This window comes from Neisseria mucosa (assembly GCF_003044445.1).
GTDB classification, from domain to species: domain Bacteria; phylum Pseudomonadota; class Gammaproteobacteria; order Burkholderiales; family Neisseriaceae; genus Neisseria; species Neisseria mucosa_A.
This window is the reverse complement of the sequence record NZ_POWX01000008.1, coordinates 1-19,623: the sequence shown is the minus strand read 5'-3', so window position 1 is coordinate 19,623 and position 19,623 is coordinate 1. Positions and strand designations below refer to the sequence as shown.

General features: G+C 48.0%; 8 protein-coding genes and 1 pseudogene. All 9 read left to right on the top strand.

Annotated elements, in window-relative coordinates:
* Window positions 1–17: 17 nt before the first annotated feature.
* The 9 genes and pseudogenes from tssM (at window position 18) to DBY90_RS06050 (ending at window position 19,332) form a co-directional block, all read left to right on the top strand.
* Window positions 18–3,575: a type VI secretion system membrane subunit TssM gene (gene tssM, locus DBY90_RS06090; protein WP_070490955.1), complete on the top strand. Its 3,558-nt coding sequence runs from the start codon at window positions 18–20 to the stop codon at window positions 3,573–3,575.
* A gap of 142 nt (window positions 3,576–3,717) precedes the next feature.
* A complete protein-coding gene (locus DBY90_RS06085; RefSeq protein ID WP_070490957.1) occupies window positions 3,718–5,991 on the top strand; it encodes a type VI secretion system Vgr family protein in 2,274 nt (757 codons plus the stop codon).
* A gap of 12 nt (window positions 5,992–6,003) precedes the next feature.
* On the top strand, window positions 6,004–7,140 hold the full coding sequence (locus DBY90_RS06080; RefSeq protein ID WP_070490959.1) for a DUF2169 family type VI secretion system accessory protein: 1,137 nt from the start codon (window positions 6,004–6,006) through the stop codon (window positions 7,138–7,140).
* Between the two features lie 81 nt (window positions 7,141–7,221).
* Complete coding sequence (locus DBY90_RS06075; RefSeq protein ID WP_107986741.1) at window positions 7,222–11,397, top strand: DUF6531 domain-containing protein; 4,176 nt, start codon at window positions 7,222–7,224, stop codon at window positions 11,395–11,397.
* Window positions 11,398–11,449: 52 nt separating this feature from the next.
* A complete protein-coding gene (locus DBY90_RS06070; protein ID WP_003744794.1) occupies window positions 11,450–11,842 on the top strand; it encodes an ankyrin repeat domain-containing protein in 393 nt (130 codons plus the stop codon).
* A 312-nt stretch (window positions 11,843–12,154) separates the two neighbouring features.
* A complete protein-coding gene (locus tag DBY90_RS13320) occupies window positions 12,155–16,381 on the top strand; it encodes a DUF6531 domain-containing protein (RefSeq protein WP_107986739.1) in 4,227 nt (1,408 codons plus the stop codon).
* 15 nt (window positions 16,382–16,396) lie between these two features.
* Window positions 16,397–16,846 (top strand): hypothetical protein, encoded by a 450-nt coding sequence (locus tag DBY90_RS06060; protein ID WP_049228197.1) that lies wholly within the window; start codon window positions 16,397–16,399, stop codon window positions 16,844–16,846.
* 133 nt (window positions 16,847–16,979) lie between these two features.
* Window positions 16,980–18,869, top strand: a pseudogene (locus DBY90_RS06055) (RHS repeat-associated core domain-containing protein); the annotation flags it as partial.
* Window positions 18,870–18,894: 25 nt separating this feature from the next.
* Complete coding sequence (locus DBY90_RS06050) at window positions 18,895–19,332, top strand: hypothetical protein (RefSeq protein ID WP_003744786.1); 438 nt, start codon at window positions 18,895–18,897, stop codon at window positions 19,330–19,332.
* Window positions 19,333–19,623 lie beyond the last annotated feature (291 nt).

Genomic DNA, 19,623 nt, shown 5'->3' with positions numbered 1-19,623 from the left:
GATACGGAAAAACAAATATGAAAAAAATTCTTTATTTTCTAGGCTCCCGTTCTTTATGGGTAATGTTGGGTATCGCCGGTCTGATTATATTGGTATGGTTTATCGGCCCACTGATTTCCATAGGTGAAATTCGTCCCTTAGAAAGTAAGGTCATTCGCCTTGCTGTGTGTGTCGCCATTGTCGGCATTTGGTTGGCTAAAGCTATATTTCGCCAATATCGTGAGTCACGCCGCAACGCTGCCTTACTGAAGGAAATTCGCGCAGCGCAAGAACCTATCTTAAAAAATGCAAGTGATGTTAGCTCAATGAGCCGTCAGTTTGCTGAAATGGATAAAGTACTGAAAAACGCTAAATTCTCCAAATCTAAAAATAGTTTATTGGCGAGATTGGAAGAAGGTCAGTATCTTTATCAAATGCCGTGGTATGTTGTTTTAGGTGCTGCCGGCTCCGGTAAAACAACAGCGTTAAAACGTTCCGGTCTCAACTTCCCCCTAGAAAGCACTTTAGGAACATCTGTAAGTGGCTTGGCAGGAACGCGTGATTGCGATTGGTTTTTATCGGATGAAATTGTACTTCTCGATACTGCGGGCAGATTGTCTTTACATGACAACCACAGTAATAAAGACTCCAGCGACTGGGAAGAATTTGTCTCTCTGTTGAAGCGTTACCGCCCCAAACAACCTATCAACGGTGTATTGGTTACCGTAGGAGTAGATGATCTTTTAGGAGGTAAAACCAATATTCCCGAAATTTCTGCAGAGCTTCGCAAAAGAATCCATGAGATGCATACTAAATTAGGTATACATTTCCCCGTTTATCTCATGATAACTAAACTGGATTTACTGCATGGTTTTGACAAATTCTTTGATCATCTGACTGAAGAACAAAGAAATCAATATCTGGGAATTTCTCTTTCTGATACGGAAGGAATGGAAACTCCTATTGCCACTGCTTCCAACGCTTTATCAGAAGTTGTGGATAAATTGCGCTCCTCTATGCTGGGCACTATTCACCAATTGGAATCTTCTGAAGATAAAGCCGCAGCTTTTGCTTTTCCTGAAGAATTTGAACGTCTTAATCAGGCGGTACTTTCTCTATTTAAAGAGCTATCTAAATCTTCAAAATTTGAACAACCTATTTCCTGGAGAGGTGTTTATTTTTCAAGCGGCACCCAAACGGGACAACATTTCAATCCTATCTTGGATAGCTTGCAAAATGATTTCCAATTATCGAAAAAATACTTGGATTCAGACCGAACCAAAACTCAAAACAACGAGCGAAGCTTTTTCCTGAACAGACTGTTTTCTGACGTTATCCTTAGCGAAGCAAACTTGGCTGGAGAAAATAAATCTTGGTTTGTCAAAAAACAAATGCTCTATTGGTTAGGCATTGGAGCCATTGTCACCATAGTTGCTGCTTGCTTAGCCATGATGCTAAACAGTTACTCAAATAATCGCTCATATCTTGATCAGGTTGGCGATAAAGCAACCAAACTGGGTCAAGAGGCCAAGCAATACACTGAAGCACCCGATCTGCTTAAAGCGGTAACATTTGCAGAAAATGTCAAAGATACGACCAGCAGCAAAGAGATTCCTGATCTGTCTTCCCCTCCCCTCAGCTATCGTATGGGTCTTTACCAAGGCGGGCAAATGGAAGATGTAGGGGAATCTGCCTACCGCAGAATCCTGCAAGACAACGTGATGCCTTTGATTAGCTTTAAATTAGATGAACTTCTGCGTACAACCAGCGGCTCAGACGGAGTTAATGGCTACAATGCTTTAAAAGCTTATCTGATGATGTATGACAAAGACCATTTTGATGCCGCTTTTATGCAAAACTGGCTGATGACTAATTTGTCTAAAGCAGAATCTTCAGGCATGAGCGACCAACAGAAAAAATCTGTTGAAAAAGCTTTAAACCAGATTCTTTCCAAGCAAAGCATTACTCCTAGCGTACCCTATGATGAAGCATTGGTTGAACGTCGTAGACAAGAAATTGCCCAAAGAGATATTGCAACTATGGTGCTGGAGGATACCATCAATACTGTTACTCTCTCAGGCAAAGAAGGAATCACACCTGTTTCTCTTTCAAGTATGGGCGGCGTGCAAAGCCACTTATTATTCCGTCGTAAAACTGGTAGAGCTTTAAAAGAGCCTATTAACTTCATTTATACCAAAGAAGCCTACATTACCAAAGTATTACCTGCTATGGTTAAATCGGCAGAACAATTTTTTAATGAAGACAACTGGGTATTGGGTAGCTATGCCTCACAAAGCCAAAGTAAAGCTACTGTTCTTTCTGATGCTCAAAAGCTTTATTTCAGCAATTACATCAAGGCATGGAATAACTATTTGTCTGATTTGTCATTGGTTGTACCTAAATCATCTCGAGAAAGTATTCAGATTGCCAAGCTTTTGTCAGAGAAAAATTCACCCTTGGTTAACATTATCAAAGGTATCAGTGACAACACGACGCTCACCATTGATAAAAAGATAACCGATAAAGCAGACAGTAAAATTGCCGACTGGTTAAATAGAGCAGGTCTGTCAAAGCTTTTAGACGCTGAAGGAGAGGCCAATGTGAAAAATGAATTGGCTGCTTTGAAACTGGCCACTCCTGTTGATGATGCTTTTGCAGATTTCCATAGCTTAACTGAAACCACAAACGATCAACCTCCGGCTATTAACAGCGTTACTGAAGCCATTAATGATCTGTACGTTTATTTGGTTGCCGTTAATGTTGCAGTTGAAAAAGGCGTAGATTTACCTCCTGATGATCCGTTTGTGAAATACAAAGCTGAAGTAAACCGGCTTCCTATGCCCTTCCGCCCAATGTTAGACAGTTTTTCTGAGATTATTTTGAAAAACACCGACAAGATTGTCGATGAAAAACTTATGTCCACCTTGGAAAAACAGTTGGCAACCGTAACAAACAGTTGCCAAGAAATACATCAACAGGGCTACCCTTTTGATAGAGGTTCTGAGACCAATGTTGCCTTGGAAAGCTTCAGCAATATATTTGGTCCAAACGGCATGTACAGCAAGTTTACCAATTTGTCAGGGGAGGCCGCCGTATTGGCGCGTTCAGAGAAACTGGAAACATTAACGGCCAAAAACAGCGCATTTAAAGACCGTTTTTCCAAACTGAACGACATTGCAACAATCCGACAAGGATATTTCGACAAAGGATCTGAAACGCCTACTTTTGACTTTACAGTCAAGGTCTTGCTCCTTGATTCCAGCCTGGAAAGTGTGAATGTTTCTTATGCAGGGAAAAGCTATGTATACAGTCATGGCCCAGTCAATCCTGCAACCTTTACCTGGCCTTCAAAAGAAGAAAATGCCTTGGCAAAAATCGATGTTTCCTCTCCGCAAATCAATAGTGCGGGTATCAGCTCAACCGGACCATGGTCGATATTCCGTCTGATTGAAAAAGGAAAAATCATTCGTCAAACAGGAAACACTACCGTTGTCGAATACAACATCCAAGGCAAAAACGTTGTGCTTGAATTTACTACTTCTACAGCCTTCAACCCCTTTAATTTAAATAAATTAAGGAATTTTCAGTGCGTTTGAAGGTCGTAGTACGAATGTAAGCAGGTCGTCTGAAATCACATATTCCAACAAGTTTCTGCCACAGTCCTGTGTGTGATTGAAAAATAGAAAATCTGACACTGAAGCGAAATTGGTTTTTAATGTAAACAAGGAATTTCCCGAAATGAATAGAACAGTCGTTGCTCATACACCTTTGGGATCACAACTATTATTCAAAAAAATGCTTGGAACCGAATTTGTTTCAAACCTTTTTGAGTTTAATATCACTTTAGTTTCCAAAGATTCCAATTTACAAGGCAAAGATATTATCGGTCAGCCTATAACATTGGAAATTGATACAGAAGCAGGCAGTCCGCGCTATTTGAACGGTTTGGTGACTGACTTCGGCTATATCGGCGAAGATGAAGATGAAGAAGACTATCATGCCTATACCTGCACAGCCCGTCCGTTTATGTGGTACCTCACGCAGAACACCGATAGCAGGGTATTTGTCGATAAGTCTGTTCTGGATATTACCAATGAAGTTTTGTCCCCGTTCGGATTCCCTTTCCAAGTAAAATGCCAAAAAAGCTATCGTACAAGGGGCTTTTGTGTCCAATATCAGGAAAACAGTTTTGACTTCCTGAGCCGCCTATTTGAACAGGAAGGCATCTACTATTACTTTACCCACAGCAACGGTTCGCACGAGCTGGTTATTGCTGATGATGTCAGTATTCTGGAAGCCATCTCTTCTCCTAACATTCCTTACCATTCCAAAAATACTGCACCCGGAGCACCCAACATCGCCTATATCGACGTATGGGAAGAACGGGATGCCTTGAAATCCAGCCAGTTCGTGACTCAGGAATACAATTATAAAAACGCTAAAGTTCCGATGAAGTCCTCCGATTCGGTTCACGATTTCAGTTCTGTTCCTATGGAACATTATGATTTTTATACCGGCTTTAGCGATGTTTCGGAAGCGCAAAATTACAGTCAGGTACGCAGTGAAGATCTGAAAAGCCAAACCAAGATCATTACCGGTTCAGGCACTGCATTGACAGTGGCTCCGGGTTATACATTTACACTGAGTAAGCACCCGCACTCGTCATCCAATACCGAATACACCATTCTGAAAGCAGACTATGATTTTGAAGAAGCCGGCTATACTACCGGCGATCGTATCGGCAAATTCAGAATTTCATTCCGCGTATTGCCCAAATCCTACCCATACCGCCCTCCCCTTAAAACGCCAAAACCCAAAGTTTTAGGCACACAAGCGGCGACAGTAACAGGTCCTGCCGGAGAAGAGGTTTATACCAACGAGTATGGCGATATTAAAGTCCAGTTCCATTGGGACCGCTACGGCAAAATGGATGAAAACAGCTCCAACTGGGTTCGCGTAACACAAGGTTCTGCCGGCGCGGGATATGGTTCTATCAACACCCCGCGTATCGGTGAAGAAGTATTGGTTGACTTCATCAACGGCGATGCCGACCGACCGATTGTATTGGGTCGCCTGTACAACAGCGCAATGTCACCACCATGGGGCTTTCCTGCTGCGGCCAAGCAGTCAGGTATCAAAAGTAAGAGCTTCAACTCTCCACTTGCCAACTTCAATGAACTGATGTTCAACGATACTGCCGGTTCCGAGATGGTCAATTTCCAAGCGCAAAAAGACCTGACCTCGCTGGTTAAAAATAACGAAACCCGCAACGTTAACAACGACCGTACCACCACAATCGGGAACAATGAAACCGTAACAGTAGTGGGCGATCGGGCCAAAACCGTCCAAAAAAACGAAACGGCTTCAATTACCCAAAACCGTACCAAATCGGTGGGTCAAAACGAGACCTCCAGCATTACCCAAAACCAAAGTATTAGTGTTGGTGACAACCAAAGTACCAGCGTAGGTAAAGACCAAAGCGTCAATGTGGGTAAAAACCGCAGCCGTTCTGTTGGCTTGAATGAAAAAGTAGGCATAGGTCAGAGCCAAGCGTTGACTGTCGGACAAGATCAGAACGTTGCTGTCGGCAAAAACCAAGCGCTGACCGTCGGTGCCAACCGCAACAAGACTGTTGTTGCCAACGAAGTCAGCAGTATCGGCGGCAACAAACAGGAAACCGTCAGCCTGAACGGTATGAACAATGTCGGCATCGGTCAGATGACCAACATCGGTGCCGGCTATATGCTGAACGTCGGTGCAGGCTGGATGACCAATGTCGTCGGCGCAGAAATGCATAGCGTCGGCTTGGTGATGGGTCTCAACGCCGGTATGAACATCGGTCTCAACGCCGGTAGAAACATCACCCTGTCCGCAGGCAAGAAAATTACCATACAAGTCGGCAGTTCTATGATTCTGATTGATAAAAACAAAATCAGCATCGTCAGCAAATCAATCAAGATCGTCGGCACCAAAGTAGTGGATATCGACGGCAAAAAAGTCGACATCAACTAGAGAAGATGCGCCATGTTCGAGTTGCAGAACTTTACCTGCTTTCATACGCAGCAGTTTAAAAACATCGACCAAACAGATCGGGCTTATGATGTAATAGTCGCCAAAGTCAGCTACGAGTTTGAAATTGACCCGGAAACAGGAAAAACGGAGCTTGCGTTTGCCCGTAAGCAAACGCCACTTACGTTTGCCGATACCTATTACGGCGATCCTTCACAAACCTCGACTCAGTTTGAAAGCGACTTCAGCCTCTACAAGCCCAAAACCGACTTGGTTGTCAATGCCACCGCCTATGCAGCCGACGATATTCCCTCTCGGCAATTTACCGTATCCGTAAGCATCGGCGATTACCAAAAAAGCCTGGCACTTACAGGAGAGCGTTACTGGGTGCGGGAGGTGACCGGGTGGTCTTTGAGCGAACCCGACCCTATCCTTTCGCTGCCTATCCGCTATGAGTTTGCCTTTGGCGGCAGCGCAGTCGAAGACGATCACACAGGCTATCAGCAGAACGCCATCGGTATCGGCTACTATCCGAAAGCCGAACTCAAAAAAAACGGGTTTAAGCGGACGCTGAAAGCACATCAAATCTACGACCCTGCACACCCCGTGCGCGATCCGTCCGATAAGGCTGCGCCCGAAGGCTTCGGCTTTATGCCCCGTTATTTTGCACTGCGTGCCCAACATACCGGTACTGCCGATGCGCAATGGATAGCCAACCGCGCCCCGCTACTGCCTGAAGATTTTTCTATGGCTTATTGGAACGGCGCCCATCCCTCATTGCAACTTCCACATCTGAAACCCAACCATATTTACGAACTGACCTTTACCGGCATGGTGCATTCCTTCCAAGCGCCCAACCAACGCTTTACCGTTGATTTGCCGGTAGAAACCGTGTTCGTCCACGCCCATACGGCAACCAACTCGTCATTGTGTAAAGACATGGTATTGGACACTATCCTCGTCGATGTAGAACAACGCCGCATTGATTGCAGCTACCGCACATCTTTTCCGGAGGAACTGGAAATTGCGGCATGCCAGCTCAGATTCATCGCCCGACATGAACGGGCAGACCAAATCGCGGCCGCTCAAGCCTGTCGGGATTCTCAGGATGAATTTATCCCAATCCCGCCATCTTTGGCAGCACACGTATAAACCACGCATAGGTCGTCTGAAACCCTAAACCCTCACTCATCCATCTTTCAGACGACCCCATCCCAACAGGAGCAAGCCGCCATGGCATTCAATAAAATCGCCCGTAAAAGCAGTGACTTCAGGGTCGTCTTTACCGTCCCCGATTTCTGCTGGCCGCCCCCTCCTGCTCCACCGGTCGCACCGCCCATCCCCTTCCCCCTCTTTGCCGACTTGGGTGGTGCCCAAACCGTCGCCACAGACGTCCGCCTCAACCGCAAGCCTGCCTTCGTCTTCAATGCCAGTAAAACCAACCGCACCACCGGCGACGAACCCGCCGTGCCCGGCCGCAAAGGGGTGTTGTCGCGTACCGCCACCAAACCCGCCTGGCCGATGATGCACTCCTCTTCGGTTAAAATCCGCAAGCGCTACATTATTCGCGCCGGCGATATGTTCCACATGAACAACAAGTTCAAGAAGAAACTGCCGCCCAAACCCTGTATTTCCTGCAAAGCCGCCGCCGCTGCCGGCCGCCCGGTGAATCCGATACACGGGCTGAAGTTTTTGGAGAATGAAACCGACTTTGCTTTTGAAGGCATCCTGCCGCTGGTTTGGAGCCGCAGCTATTATTCCGACCAAGACGGTACCGGTTGGCTCGGCGAGGGCTGGAGCGTGCCGGGTTGCCAACGCATTATCCGCGATGCGGCGGGATTGGCCTATATCGACGATCAGGGGCGTTTGTTCCCGCTGCCGGAAGTCGATGAAGATGATGAAGAACCGGTATTGTTCGAAAGCGAACAGATTTGGTTCAGTAAGAATCCGGACGGGCATTATGTCATTGCTTCGCTGGACGGTTCGATAGCGCTGCGTTTTGCGCCTTTGGTGGTGGCGGAAGACGGTTCGGACGAAGACTCCACCCTCTTCCCGCTGGTGGCGGTAGAAGACGCCAACGGCAACCATCAGCGTTTCGTCTATCATCCGCTGACCGGTCTGCCGCAATATGTCATCGACGGCAACGGCCGGGTGTTCTCGCTGAACTTCGGCAATGTGGCGGACGGGCAGTCGCCTAAAATGCGGCTGCTGTCGGTGTCGCTGTTGGAGGGTTTGCCGGTCTTCGGCGAAGCGGTCCGGGTCGGCCGTCCGCTGGTCCGCTACGAATACAACAGCAGCGGCGACCTACTGCGCGTTATCGGCCGCGACGGCAAGGTCAAACGCAGTTTCGGCTATAAAAACAATCTGATGGTGTCGCACACGGATGCGGCAGGATTGGTATCGGAATACGAATACGACCATTACACCCCGACCGGCAAGGTGTTGCGTAACCGGACTTCCTTGGGCGAGGAATGGCGCTTTACCTATCACGACGGTTATACCGAAGTCACCGACGTGTTGGGCCGTACCGAGCAATATCATTACGATTACAACAACGAGTTGACCAAACGGGTGTTTGCCGACGGCAGCGCCGTATTGATGGAACGCGACGGTTTGGGCCGTCTGCTCAGCCATACCGATGCGATGGGGCGCGTTACCCGCTATCAGTACAGCAACGAGGGACAGGTTGAAACCATCGTCCGCCCCGACGGCGCCATCCTGCATTTCGACTATGACGACTGCTACCGTCTGATCCGTAAAAGCGATGCGGAAGGCCGTTATGACGGTTATACCTACGACGAAGCGGGCAACCTGCTGACCCATACCGACCCGCTGAAACATACCACCCGTTTCGAATACGCCGACAACGGTCTGCTGCTGTCGGTAACCGATCCGAACGGCAGCAGCACCGCCTATCACTATAATGAAAACCGCCAGCCCGACCTCATTACCGACTGCTCCGGTTACGAAACCCGTCTGGCCTACACCCCCGAAGGACAGCTGGCGCGGATTACCGACGCGCTGGGACAGCACACCGAATACCATTACGACGCCGACCAAAACCTCACCCTCGCCCTCTATCCCGACGGCAGCAAAGAAACCTTCGGCTACGATGCCGCAGGTCGTCTGAAAACCCATACCGACGGCGAAGGCCATACCACTTCCTACGAATACGGCCAAGACGGTCTGCCGACCCGACGCACCAATGCGCTGGGGCATACCTTCGGCTACCATTACGACAAAGCCCGCCGCCTGGTCGGCCTCACCAATGAAAACGGTGCGCGCTACCGCTTTGCGTACGACGTCCTCGACCGCCTGATTGCCGAAAGCGGTTTCGACCATAAGCTGACCGGCTACCGCTACAACGCCGGCAACGAACTGGTCGAGCAGCGCGAGTTTGGCGACGACGCCTCCCTCGCCGCCAAACTGATGGCGCAGCTGGGCGGACAACCTATCCCCAAAAAAGACGCTGTCCCGCTTTCAGACGACCTCGACCGCCAAAACCCGCTGCGGGTTACCGAGTTCAAACGCGATATATTGGGACGCTTAATCCACACCCTTGCCCGAGATAACGACCAAGTTCAGGAAACCGCTTACCGATACGACCCGAACGGCAACCTCGTCCGCGCCGCCAACCGCCACAGCATCACCTGCTTCGACTATAACGAAAACAACCAACTCATCGCCCGGCACCAATGGAAGGTGCCGAGCAAAGAAGAGAACGCCCGAAACGGTTTGCCCGAAACCGACTGGCGCGATGCGCAGTACGACATGTTGTACCTGCCCGTTACCGAAACCGTCCGCTACCACTACGACTTCAACGGCAACCGTACCGCCACCGTCCTGCCCGACGGCAGACAGATCAACTATCTGTATTACGGCAGCGGCCACCTGCACCAAATCAGCCTCGACGACGAAGTCATCACCGACATCGAACGCGATCAGCTGCACCGCGAAATCTACCGCACACAGGGTAAACTCGCCAGCCGTTACGAACTCGACCCCTTAGGTCGTCTGAAAAAACAAATCGCCACCCTCAACGAATTGACAGAAGGCGGCAAAGGCAAAACCAAAGTAGCGGCGGGCTATGGCCAAACCGCCGTCAAACGCAGCTACGGCTACGACCGCACCGGCAACCTGACCCACAGCACCGACCAGCGGACGGGCACGACGCATTTCGAGTACGACAAACTCGGTCGAATCACCAAAGCGGGCAACGAACGGTTTGCCTTCGACCCTGCGCATAATATCCTGTCTGATAACAATAGCCCTACCATCCCCGACAACCGCCTGAAAACCTACAACGGCACGACCTATTACTACGACGACCTCGGCAATCTCATCCACCGCGAACTGGCCGACGGCGAAGTACAGAACTATTTCTACGACCTGCACGACCAACTGGTTAAAGTCGAAATCTTCAAAAAAGACGGCACGAAAGAGACTTGGGCGTACAGCTACGACGCCTTGGGCAGAAGGATAGGCAAAGGTCGCCTGAAAACAGACGGCAGCCTAGAAGACGAAACCCGCTTCGTTTGGGACGGCAGCCATCTCTTGCAGGAAATCCACCCGGACGGCAGATATACCTATATCTACACCGACCAAGACTCCTACGAACCTTTAGCGCAAGTCCGCGATTGGACAACCGAAGACGGCGAAAATCAACAACAAACCCACTACTTCCACTGCGACCAAATCGGCATCCCGAGAGAGATGACCGATAAGGATGGCAATTTATTGTGGTTTGGGGATTATTACGGCTGGGGTCGCCTGAAAGAGGAAACCAAGGTAACGGATGGCGCATACCAGCCGTTCCGTTTACAGAACCAGTATTGCGATGAAGAAACGGGGCTGCATTACAACTTCTTCAGATATTACGAGCCGGAATGTGGAAGATTTATCAACCAAGATCCGATTGGATTGATGGGAGGTAGTAACTTCTATCAATTTGCGCCTAATACTCAAACATGGTTTGATTTATTTGGATTGAGTGCAACAGGTGCAGTATTATCTGGATTAGGTGTAGACCTCACGATAGTGGAGCCAACGGATGCGGTCCCTCAAAAATGGGCAGGCTGGGGAATTGCACTGGCTTTAGCAGTCGTAACTGATGCAGGGATATGGGTATACTCGAAATTACAAGCAAATTCAAAATCACAAGCAGAAGAAAGGCAACGTGAATATGAGATAGCAAAGAATTTTTGCGATACTCCCCCACAACCTGGAGATAATAAATGTGCAACTTTGCATAGGCAAATTGAACATGCGAAAAAATGTATTGAGCTATATGAAGAATGGGATAAAAAATGGTTACCAGGTAGACATGCTCAAAAAATACAGGAACGTAAAAACAGATTAAATAATCTAAAAGAAGAGCATAAGAAAAATTGCGTCACTAGTAATAAATAAAATCTAGAATATTCAATTTATAAATTCATGATTAAAGTTATAGGTGTTATTAATGAAAAAAGAACTAACAAATATTTTAAAAAAATATGAAACGCATCCTGATTTTTTGGGTGATGCTATTGAAGATATCAATCAAGTAGGAGGCATGGATGATACAGTTTTACATATTGCAGCCAGAAATAATTCTTTAAATGATGCTCTTATATTTCTTCAAAATGGAGCATTGATCGATCTTAAGGGTGACTTAGGATATACACCACTACATTATGCATGCATGTTTGGAAATATAGAAATGGTAAGATTACTCCTTGACAATGGATCTGATAAAAATATACAAAATGAATTTGGAGAAAATGCCGTTAGAGTTGCAACTAACTCATCGAGTGAAAATAAAGAGATGATAGTAAAACTGTTAAACAATTTCAAAAGGAAAAAACGCAAATAAGCAATATCTTTAATAAACCCCATGTACAAAACAATTTTCATAATTTCATTTAAGATATAAGATTGTGCTCCTTTCGATAACAAGAGTTATTAAAATTTTATACTCAATACCATTCTTAAAATGAAGAACCTCTTCTAAATATCAGAAAAAATAGTATAGCCAATGATGTAATTACAAGTTTTGATGCTTTTTAGAATATAAGGAAGCCGTAGTCCCCATGAAACCTCCAATCCCGACGTAGGGTGCGTGCGGTACGCACACACACGGGTTCCGCTTTTCAGACGACCCCATCCCCAACAGGAGCAAGCCGCCATGGCATTCAATAAAATCGCCCGTAAAAGCAGTGACTTCAGGGTCGTCTTTACCGTCCCCGATTTCTGCTGGCCGCCCCCTCCTGCTCCACCGGTCGCACCGCCCATCCCCTTCCCCCTCTTTGCCGACTTGGGTGGTGCCCAAACCGTCGCCACAGACGTCCGCCTCAACCGCAAGCCTGCCTTCGTCTTCAATGCCAGTAAAACCAACCGCACCACCGGCGACGAACCCGCCGTGCCCGGCCGCAAAGGGGTGTTGTCGCGTACCGCCACCAAACCCGCCTGGCCGATGATGCACTCCTCTTCGGTTAAAATCCGCAAGCGCTACATTATTCGCGCCGGCGATATGTTCCACATGAACAACAAGTTCAAGAAGAAACTGCCGCCCAAACCCTGTATTTCCTGCAAAGCCGCCGCCGCTGCCGGCCGCCCGGTGAATCCGATACACGGGCTGAAGTTTTTGGAGAATGAAACCGACTTTGCTTTTGAAGGCATCCTGCCGCTGGTTTGGAGCCGCAGCTATTATTCCGACCAAGACGGTACCGGTTGGCTCGGCGAGGGCTGGAGCGTGCCGGGTTGCCAACGCATTATCCGCGATGCGGCGGGATTGGCCTATATCGACGATCAGGGGCGTTTGTTCCCGCTGCCGGAAGTCGATGAAGATGATGAAGAACCGGTATTGTTCGAAAGCGAACAGATTTGGTTCAGTAAGAATCCGGACGGGCATTATGTCATTGCTTCGCTGGACGGTTCGATAGCGCTGCGTTTTGCGCCTTTGGTGGTGGCGGAAGACGGTTCGGACGAAGACTCCACCCTCTTCCCGCTGGTGGCGGTAGAAGACGCCAACGGCAACCATCAGCGTTTCGTCTATCATCCGCTGACCGGTCTGCCGCAATATGTCATCGACGGCAACGGCCGGGTGTTCTCGCTGAACTTCGGCAATGTGGCGGACGGGCAGTCGCCTAAAATGCGGCTGCTGTCGGTGTCGCTGTTGGAGGGTTTGCCGGTCTTCGGCGAAGCGGTCCGGGTCGGCCGTCCGCTGGTCCGCTACGAATACAACAGCAGCGGCGACCTACTGCGCGTTATCGGCCGCGACGGCAAGGTCAAACGCAGTTTCGGCTATAAAAACAATCTGATGGTGTCGCACACGGATGCGGCAGGATTGGTATCGGAATACGAATACGACCATTACACCCCGACCGGCAAGGTGTTGCGTAACCGGACTTCCTTGGGCGAGGAATGGCGCTTTACCTATCACGACGGTTATACCGAAGTCACCGACGTGTTGGGCCGTACCGAGCAATATCATTACGATTACAACAACGAGTTGACCAAACGGGTGTTTGCCGACGGCAGCGCCGTATTGATGGAACGCGACGGTTTGGGCCGTCTGCTCAGCCATACCGATGCGATGGGGCGCGTTACCCGCTATCAGTACAGCAACGAGGGACAGGTTGAAACCATCGTCCGCCCCGACGGCGCCATCCTGCATTTCGACTATGACGACTGCTACCGTCTGATCCGTAAAAGCGATGCGGAAGGCCGTTATGACGGTTATACCTACGACGAAGCGGGCAACCTGCTGACCCATACCGACCCGCTGAAACATACCACCCGTTTCGAATACGCCGACAACGGTCTGCTGCTGTCGGTAACCGATCCGAACGGCAGCAGCACCGCCTATCACTATAATGAAAACCGCCAGCCCGACCTCATTACCGACTGCTCCGGTTACGAAACCCGTCTGGCCTACACCCCCGAAGGACAGCTGGCGCGGATTACCGACGCGCTGGGACAGCACACCGAATACCATTACGACGCCGACCAAAACCTCACCCTCGCCCTCTATCCCGACGGCAGCAAAGAAACCTTCGGCTACGATGCCGCAGGTCGTCTGAAAACCCATACCGACGGCGAAGGCCATACCACTTCCTACGAATACGGCCAAGACGGTCTGCCGACCCGACGCACCAATGCGCTGGGGCATACCTTCGGCTACCATTACGACAAAGCCCGCCGCCTGGTCGGCCTCACCAATGAAAACGGTGCGCGCTACCGCTTTGCGTACGACGTCCTCGACCGCCTGATTGCCGAAAGCGGTTTCGACCATAAGCTGACCGGCTACCGCTACAACGCCGGCAACGAACTGGTCGAGCAGCGCGAGTTTGGCGACGACGCCTCCCTCGCCGCCAAACTGATGGCGCAGCTGGGCGGACAACCTATCCCCAAAAAAGACGCTGTCCCGCTTTCAGACGACCTCGACCGCCAAAACCCGCTGCGGGTTACCGAGTTCAAACGCGATATATTGGGACGCTTAATCCACACCCTTGCCCGAGATAACGACCAAGTTCAGGAAACCGCTTACCGATACGACCCGAACGGCAACCTCGTCCGCGCCGCCAACCGCCACAGCATCACCTGCTTCGACTATAACGAAAACAACCAACTCATCGCCCGGCACCAATGGAAGGTGCCGAGCAAAGAAGAGAACGCCCGAAACGGTTTGCCCGAAACCGACTGGCGCGATGCGCAGTACGACATGTTGTACCTGCCCGTTACCGAAACCGTCCGCTACCACTACGACTTCAACGGCAACCGTACCGCCACCGTCCTGCCCGACGGCAGACAGATCAACTATCTGTATTACGGCAGCGGCCACCTGCACCAAATCAGCCTCGACGACGAAGTCATCACCGACATCGAACGCGATCAGCTGCACCGCGAAATCTACCGCACACAGGGTAAACTCGCCAGCCGTTACGAACTCGACCCCTTAGGTCGTCTGAAAAAACAAATCGCCACCCTCAACGAATTGACAGAAGGCGGCAAAGGCAAAACCAAAGTAGCGGCGGGCTATGGCCAAACCGCCGTCAAACGCAGCTACGGCTACGACCGCACCGGCAACCTGACCCACAGTACCGACCAGCGGACGGGAACGACGCATTTCGAGTACGACAGACTGGGCAGGATTACCCAAGCCGGTAACGAACGGTTCGCCTTCGATCCTGCGCACAATATCCTTTCAGACGACCTCAATGCCGTCCCCGACAACCGCCTGAAAACCTACAACGGCACGACCTATTACTACGACGAGCTCGGCAACCTGATCCACCGCGAGCTGGCCGACGGCGAAGTGCAGAACTATTTCTACGACCTGCACGACCAACTGGTTAAGGCCGAAATCTTCAAAAAAGACGGCACGAAAGAAACTTGGGCGTACACCTACGACGCCTTGGGCAGAAGGATAGGCAAAGGTCGTCTGAAAGACGGAGAAGTTTCAGAAACGTCATTCCCGCATGATTTAAGCGGGAACGACTTCGAAAACCAAACCCGCTTCGTTTGGGACGGCAGCCATTTGCTGCAGGAAATCCACTTGGATGGCAGGTATACTTATATCTACGCCGACCCGGATTCTTACGAACCGCTGGCGCAAGTCCGCGATTGGACAACCGAAGACGGCGAAAGCAAACAGGAAATCAACTACTTCCACTGCGACCAAATCGGCATCCCGAGAGAGATGACCAATAGCGAAGGTAATCTGGTTTGGTTTGGGGATTATTACGGTTGGGGTAAACTGAAGAGCGAAACGAACGTAACGGAAACGGCGCACCAACCCTTCCGATTGCAGAACCAGTATTGCGACCTTGAAACTGGGCTGCATTACAACTTCTTCAGGTATTATGAGCCTGACTGCGGAAGATTCATCAATCAGGATCCAATTGGACTAGGCGGGGGAGATAATTTATATGGATCAACACCCAATGCACAGGGATGGATTGATCCGTATGGATTATTTTGGGGACTAGTAATTCGTATTGGTGGAATTATTATTTTAGGAATAGGTAAACTCATTGCAAAAGGAGGAAAAGCTGTTAAGCAGTGCATTGGAAAATGCGGTGAAAAAGCCAAAAAAACACTAAAAAAAGGTAAGGGACCAATTAAAAATATTGATGAGGTAATGGAAAATCCTAATATTTTAAAAGGGCATACTCCAGAAACATTTTTAAAAGAAATTGGAGGCACTCCAAAAGGATGGAAGCAAGACGTAATGCGTAAAACTCGTGGAGACAATAAAGGATTTACATTAAGAGAATTAAACTCACGGGGTAATGAATTTACTGATCGTTACATTCAATACCACCCAGGGAGCCCTAGACATTATGAGGGAGCACCTTATTGGAAAGTATCTTCTGGTAAAGGTGGAACGCAAAGATTTCCTGCAGAATAATATGAAAGGTTGATAATGAATATTTATGATGAAATTATCCCCGCGAAGAGTTTAGGGGGAATCAGATTAAAAGACAATATTAAAAATTACTCTAGTATCATTAATGAATATAATTTAAATGGAAAATTAAAATTTTTTCAAACTAATATTTATTCATGCAGATATATATTTACTGATATACCAATTGAAATTAACGTAGATATTACTTCAGGAGAAATTTATAAAATTTCTGCATTAGAAGGATATCAAGGCAAATTTAGAACTATTAAAATAGGAATGCCTATTAATGATATCTTAAATTCTAATTTAGGTTTCTATTATGATGAATGTGAAGAAGCTTTTTTTTCAAAAATTATTGAAGGAATTGCACTGGAAGTTTCTGAAGATGATCCTCCGTTCGAAGAAGCTATCAAAATGAATATAAAATATATCTCTGTTTTTGATCCAACTGCATTTGATAAATAAATTTGATTAGACGTTTAATATTAATTCTGATTAAACAGGAATTCAAATAGTCGTCCTATGGTGGGTTGAGACCCAATGTTCCAGTAAGGTCGCCTGAAAATTTTCAGACAACCTTTCCCTATACATATTCCGTTCCTGCTTCGACTACAACGAAAACGGCCAGCTTATCGCCCAGCACCAATGGAAGGTGCCGTCCAAAGAAGAAAACGCCCGAAACGGTTTGCCCGACACCGACTGGCGTGATGCGCAGTACGATATGCTGTACCTGCCCGTTACCGAAACCGTCCGCTACCACTACGACTTCAACGGCAACCGTACCGCCACCGTCCTGCCCGACGGCAGACAGATCAACTACCTGTATTACGGCAGCGGCCACCTGCACCAAATCAGCCTCGACGACGAAGTCATCACCGACATCGAACGCGATCAGCTGCACCGCGAAATCTTCCGCACACAGGGTAAACTCGCCAGCCGTTACGAACTCGACCCATTAGGTCGTCTGAAAAAACAAATCGCCACCCTCAAGGACCTGACCGAAGGCGGCAAAGGCAAAACCAAAGTCGCGACGGGTTATGGCCAAACCGCGGTCAAACGCAGCTACGGCTACGACCGCACCGGCAACCTGACCCACAGCACCGACCAGCGGACGGGAACGACGCATTTCGAGTACGACAGACTGGGCAGGATTACCCAAGCCGGTAACGAACGGTTCGCCTTCGATCCTGCGCACAATATCCTTTCAGACGACCTCAATGCCGTCCCCGACAACCGCCTGAAAACCTACAACGGCACGACCTATTACTACGACGAGCTCGGCAACCTGATCCACCGCGAGCTGGCCGACGGCGAAGTGCAGAACTATTTCTACGACCTGCACGACCAACTGGTTAAGGCCGAAATCTTCAAAAAAGACGGCACGAAAGAAACTTGGGCGTACACCTACGACGCCTTGGGCAGAAGGATAGGCAAAGGTCGTCTGAAAGACGGAGAAGTTTCAGAAACGTCATTCCCGCATGATTTAAGCGGGAACGACTTCGAAAACCAAACCCGCTTCGTTTGGGACGGCAGCCATTTGCTGCAGGAAATCCACTTGGATGGCAGGTATACTTATATCTACGCCGACCCGGATTCTTACGAACCGCTGGCGCAAGTCCGCGATTGGACAACCGAAGCAGGAGAAAACCAACAAGAAACAAACTACTTCCACTGCGACCAGATCGGCATCCCAAGAGAAATGACCGATAAAGACGGTAACCTCTTGTGGTTCGGCAACTACACCGGCTGGGGTCGTCTGAAAGAGGAAACCAAGGTAACGGGAACGGCGCACCAACCGTTCCGCCTGCAAAACCAATATGCCGACCGTGAGACAGGGCTGCATTACAACTTCTTCAGGTATTATGAGCCGGTGTGCGGGCGATTTATTAGACAGGATCCAATTAGGTTAGAGGGCGGAACAAATCTATACAGTTTTGCCTCTAATGTGCAAAACTGGATTGATCCTCTAGGGCTTTTTGCTTTTGCGATCCCTCTGATAATAGAAGCTGGTGCAATTATAAAAGGCCTTTTATTTGTAGGTTCAGCAGCAGCAGTTGGATATGCTGGCAGTAAAGCTATTCAGGCCGTACAGTCTCAATCACAAACTAAAACGCAAGCTATTGCCAAACCCGTACCACCTGCCATAGCACAAAGTAAAGCTGGTAAAAAAGGATGTGGAAAATGTACTCGTGCGGATAATAGTATAGCGGGTGCGGGAGCAGGTGCACCTATGCCACCTGATGACGATGATGATAAGGATAAAAATCTTTCTATTTCTGATAAACGATCAATTCGCTCATACAAAAAACAAATTAAGAATCATAAAAAGAAAATTGAAGAATTCAAAAATAACCCCACAGTCAGACCAGGAATGGAAAAATTACCTAAAGAAGTGATTAAAGCTCAACAAGAGAGTAGAATAAGACACCTAGAAAGAGAAATTAAAGCATTTCAGAAAAACATTGATGATATTTACAAAAAATATTAACTAACATTAAAAAGGATTATCTAAAATGATTAATTATATAAATATAAATCTTGATTCGGATTTAAGTAAAATTAAAATAGAAAAAGATAAACCTGTAGTGGCTTTAATCAGTCAAAACTATCTGAAAACAATAAATTATAATGATTTATTTAAATTAATTAAACAATACCCTTTATTCTGGATAGTTCTTATTGGGGAGAACTCTGATATTTTAGAAGATGAATTTGATACTCTTTTGGAATTGGAATCAATTAAAAATGACGAAATGTTAAATGTAGTAACAACTAACTTTCAATTTCGTAATTTAACAGTAACAGATATAGAAGATATCTCTTATGAATTCTTAATTTTACCCTGTCCAAATGGTAACTGCCAATATTTATCATTCTTAGACTTGAATCATACTAGCGACAGGAAAATTTTTGATTTCATCAAAACACAGCTTAATAATAAAGTAACTTAGCAAATCTTAGCCCGCATAAAACCTCCAATCCCGATGTAAGGTGTGCGCGATACGCACGCAGTTCTACTTTTCAGACGACCTCAATCCTTTTTCGAGGTCGTCTGAAATATTTATTTCGTAACAATCTAAGCTAAAACCACCCGCGAATACAGCCAGGACGGTCTGAGACCTTTGCAAAAAAGCCCTTCCCCCGACAGCCGGAACCCAAACACAGGTTTTCGGCTGTTTTCGCCCCTAATTGCGCCTAATTTTACCCAAATACCCCCTTAATCCTCCCCGGACGCCCCATAA

Excerpts from the sequence above, each read along its gene's own strand:
- DBY90_RS06060 (WP_049228197.1), top strand. The coding sequence starts at position 16,397 with ATGAATATTTATGATGAAATTATCCCCGCGAAGAGTTTAGGGGGAATC.
- DBY90_RS13320 (WP_107986739.1), top strand. The coding sequence starts at position 12,155 with ATGGCATTCAATAAAATCGCCCGTAAAAGCAGTGACTTCAGGGTCGTC.
- DBY90_RS06050 (WP_003744786.1), top strand. The coding sequence starts at position 18,895 with ATGATTAATTATATAAATATAAATCTTGATTCGGATTTAAGTAAAATT.
- DBY90_RS06085 (WP_070490957.1), top strand. The coding sequence starts at position 3,718 with ATGAATAGAACAGTCGTTGCTCATACACCTTTGGGATCACAACTATTA.
- DBY90_RS06080 (WP_070490959.1), top strand. The coding sequence starts at position 6,004 with ATGTTCGAGTTGCAGAACTTTACCTGCTTTCATACGCAGCAGTTTAAA.
- DBY90_RS06070 (WP_003744794.1), top strand. The coding sequence starts at position 11,450 with ATGAAAAAAGAACTAACAAATATTTTAAAAAAATATGAAACGCATCCT.
- DBY90_RS06075 (WP_107986741.1), top strand. The coding sequence starts at position 7,222 with ATGGCATTCAATAAAATCGCCCGTAAAAGCAGTGACTTCAGGGTCGTC.
- tssM (WP_070490955.1), top strand. The coding sequence starts at position 18 with ATGAAAAAAATTCTTTATTTTCTAGGCTCCCGTTCTTTATGGGTAATG.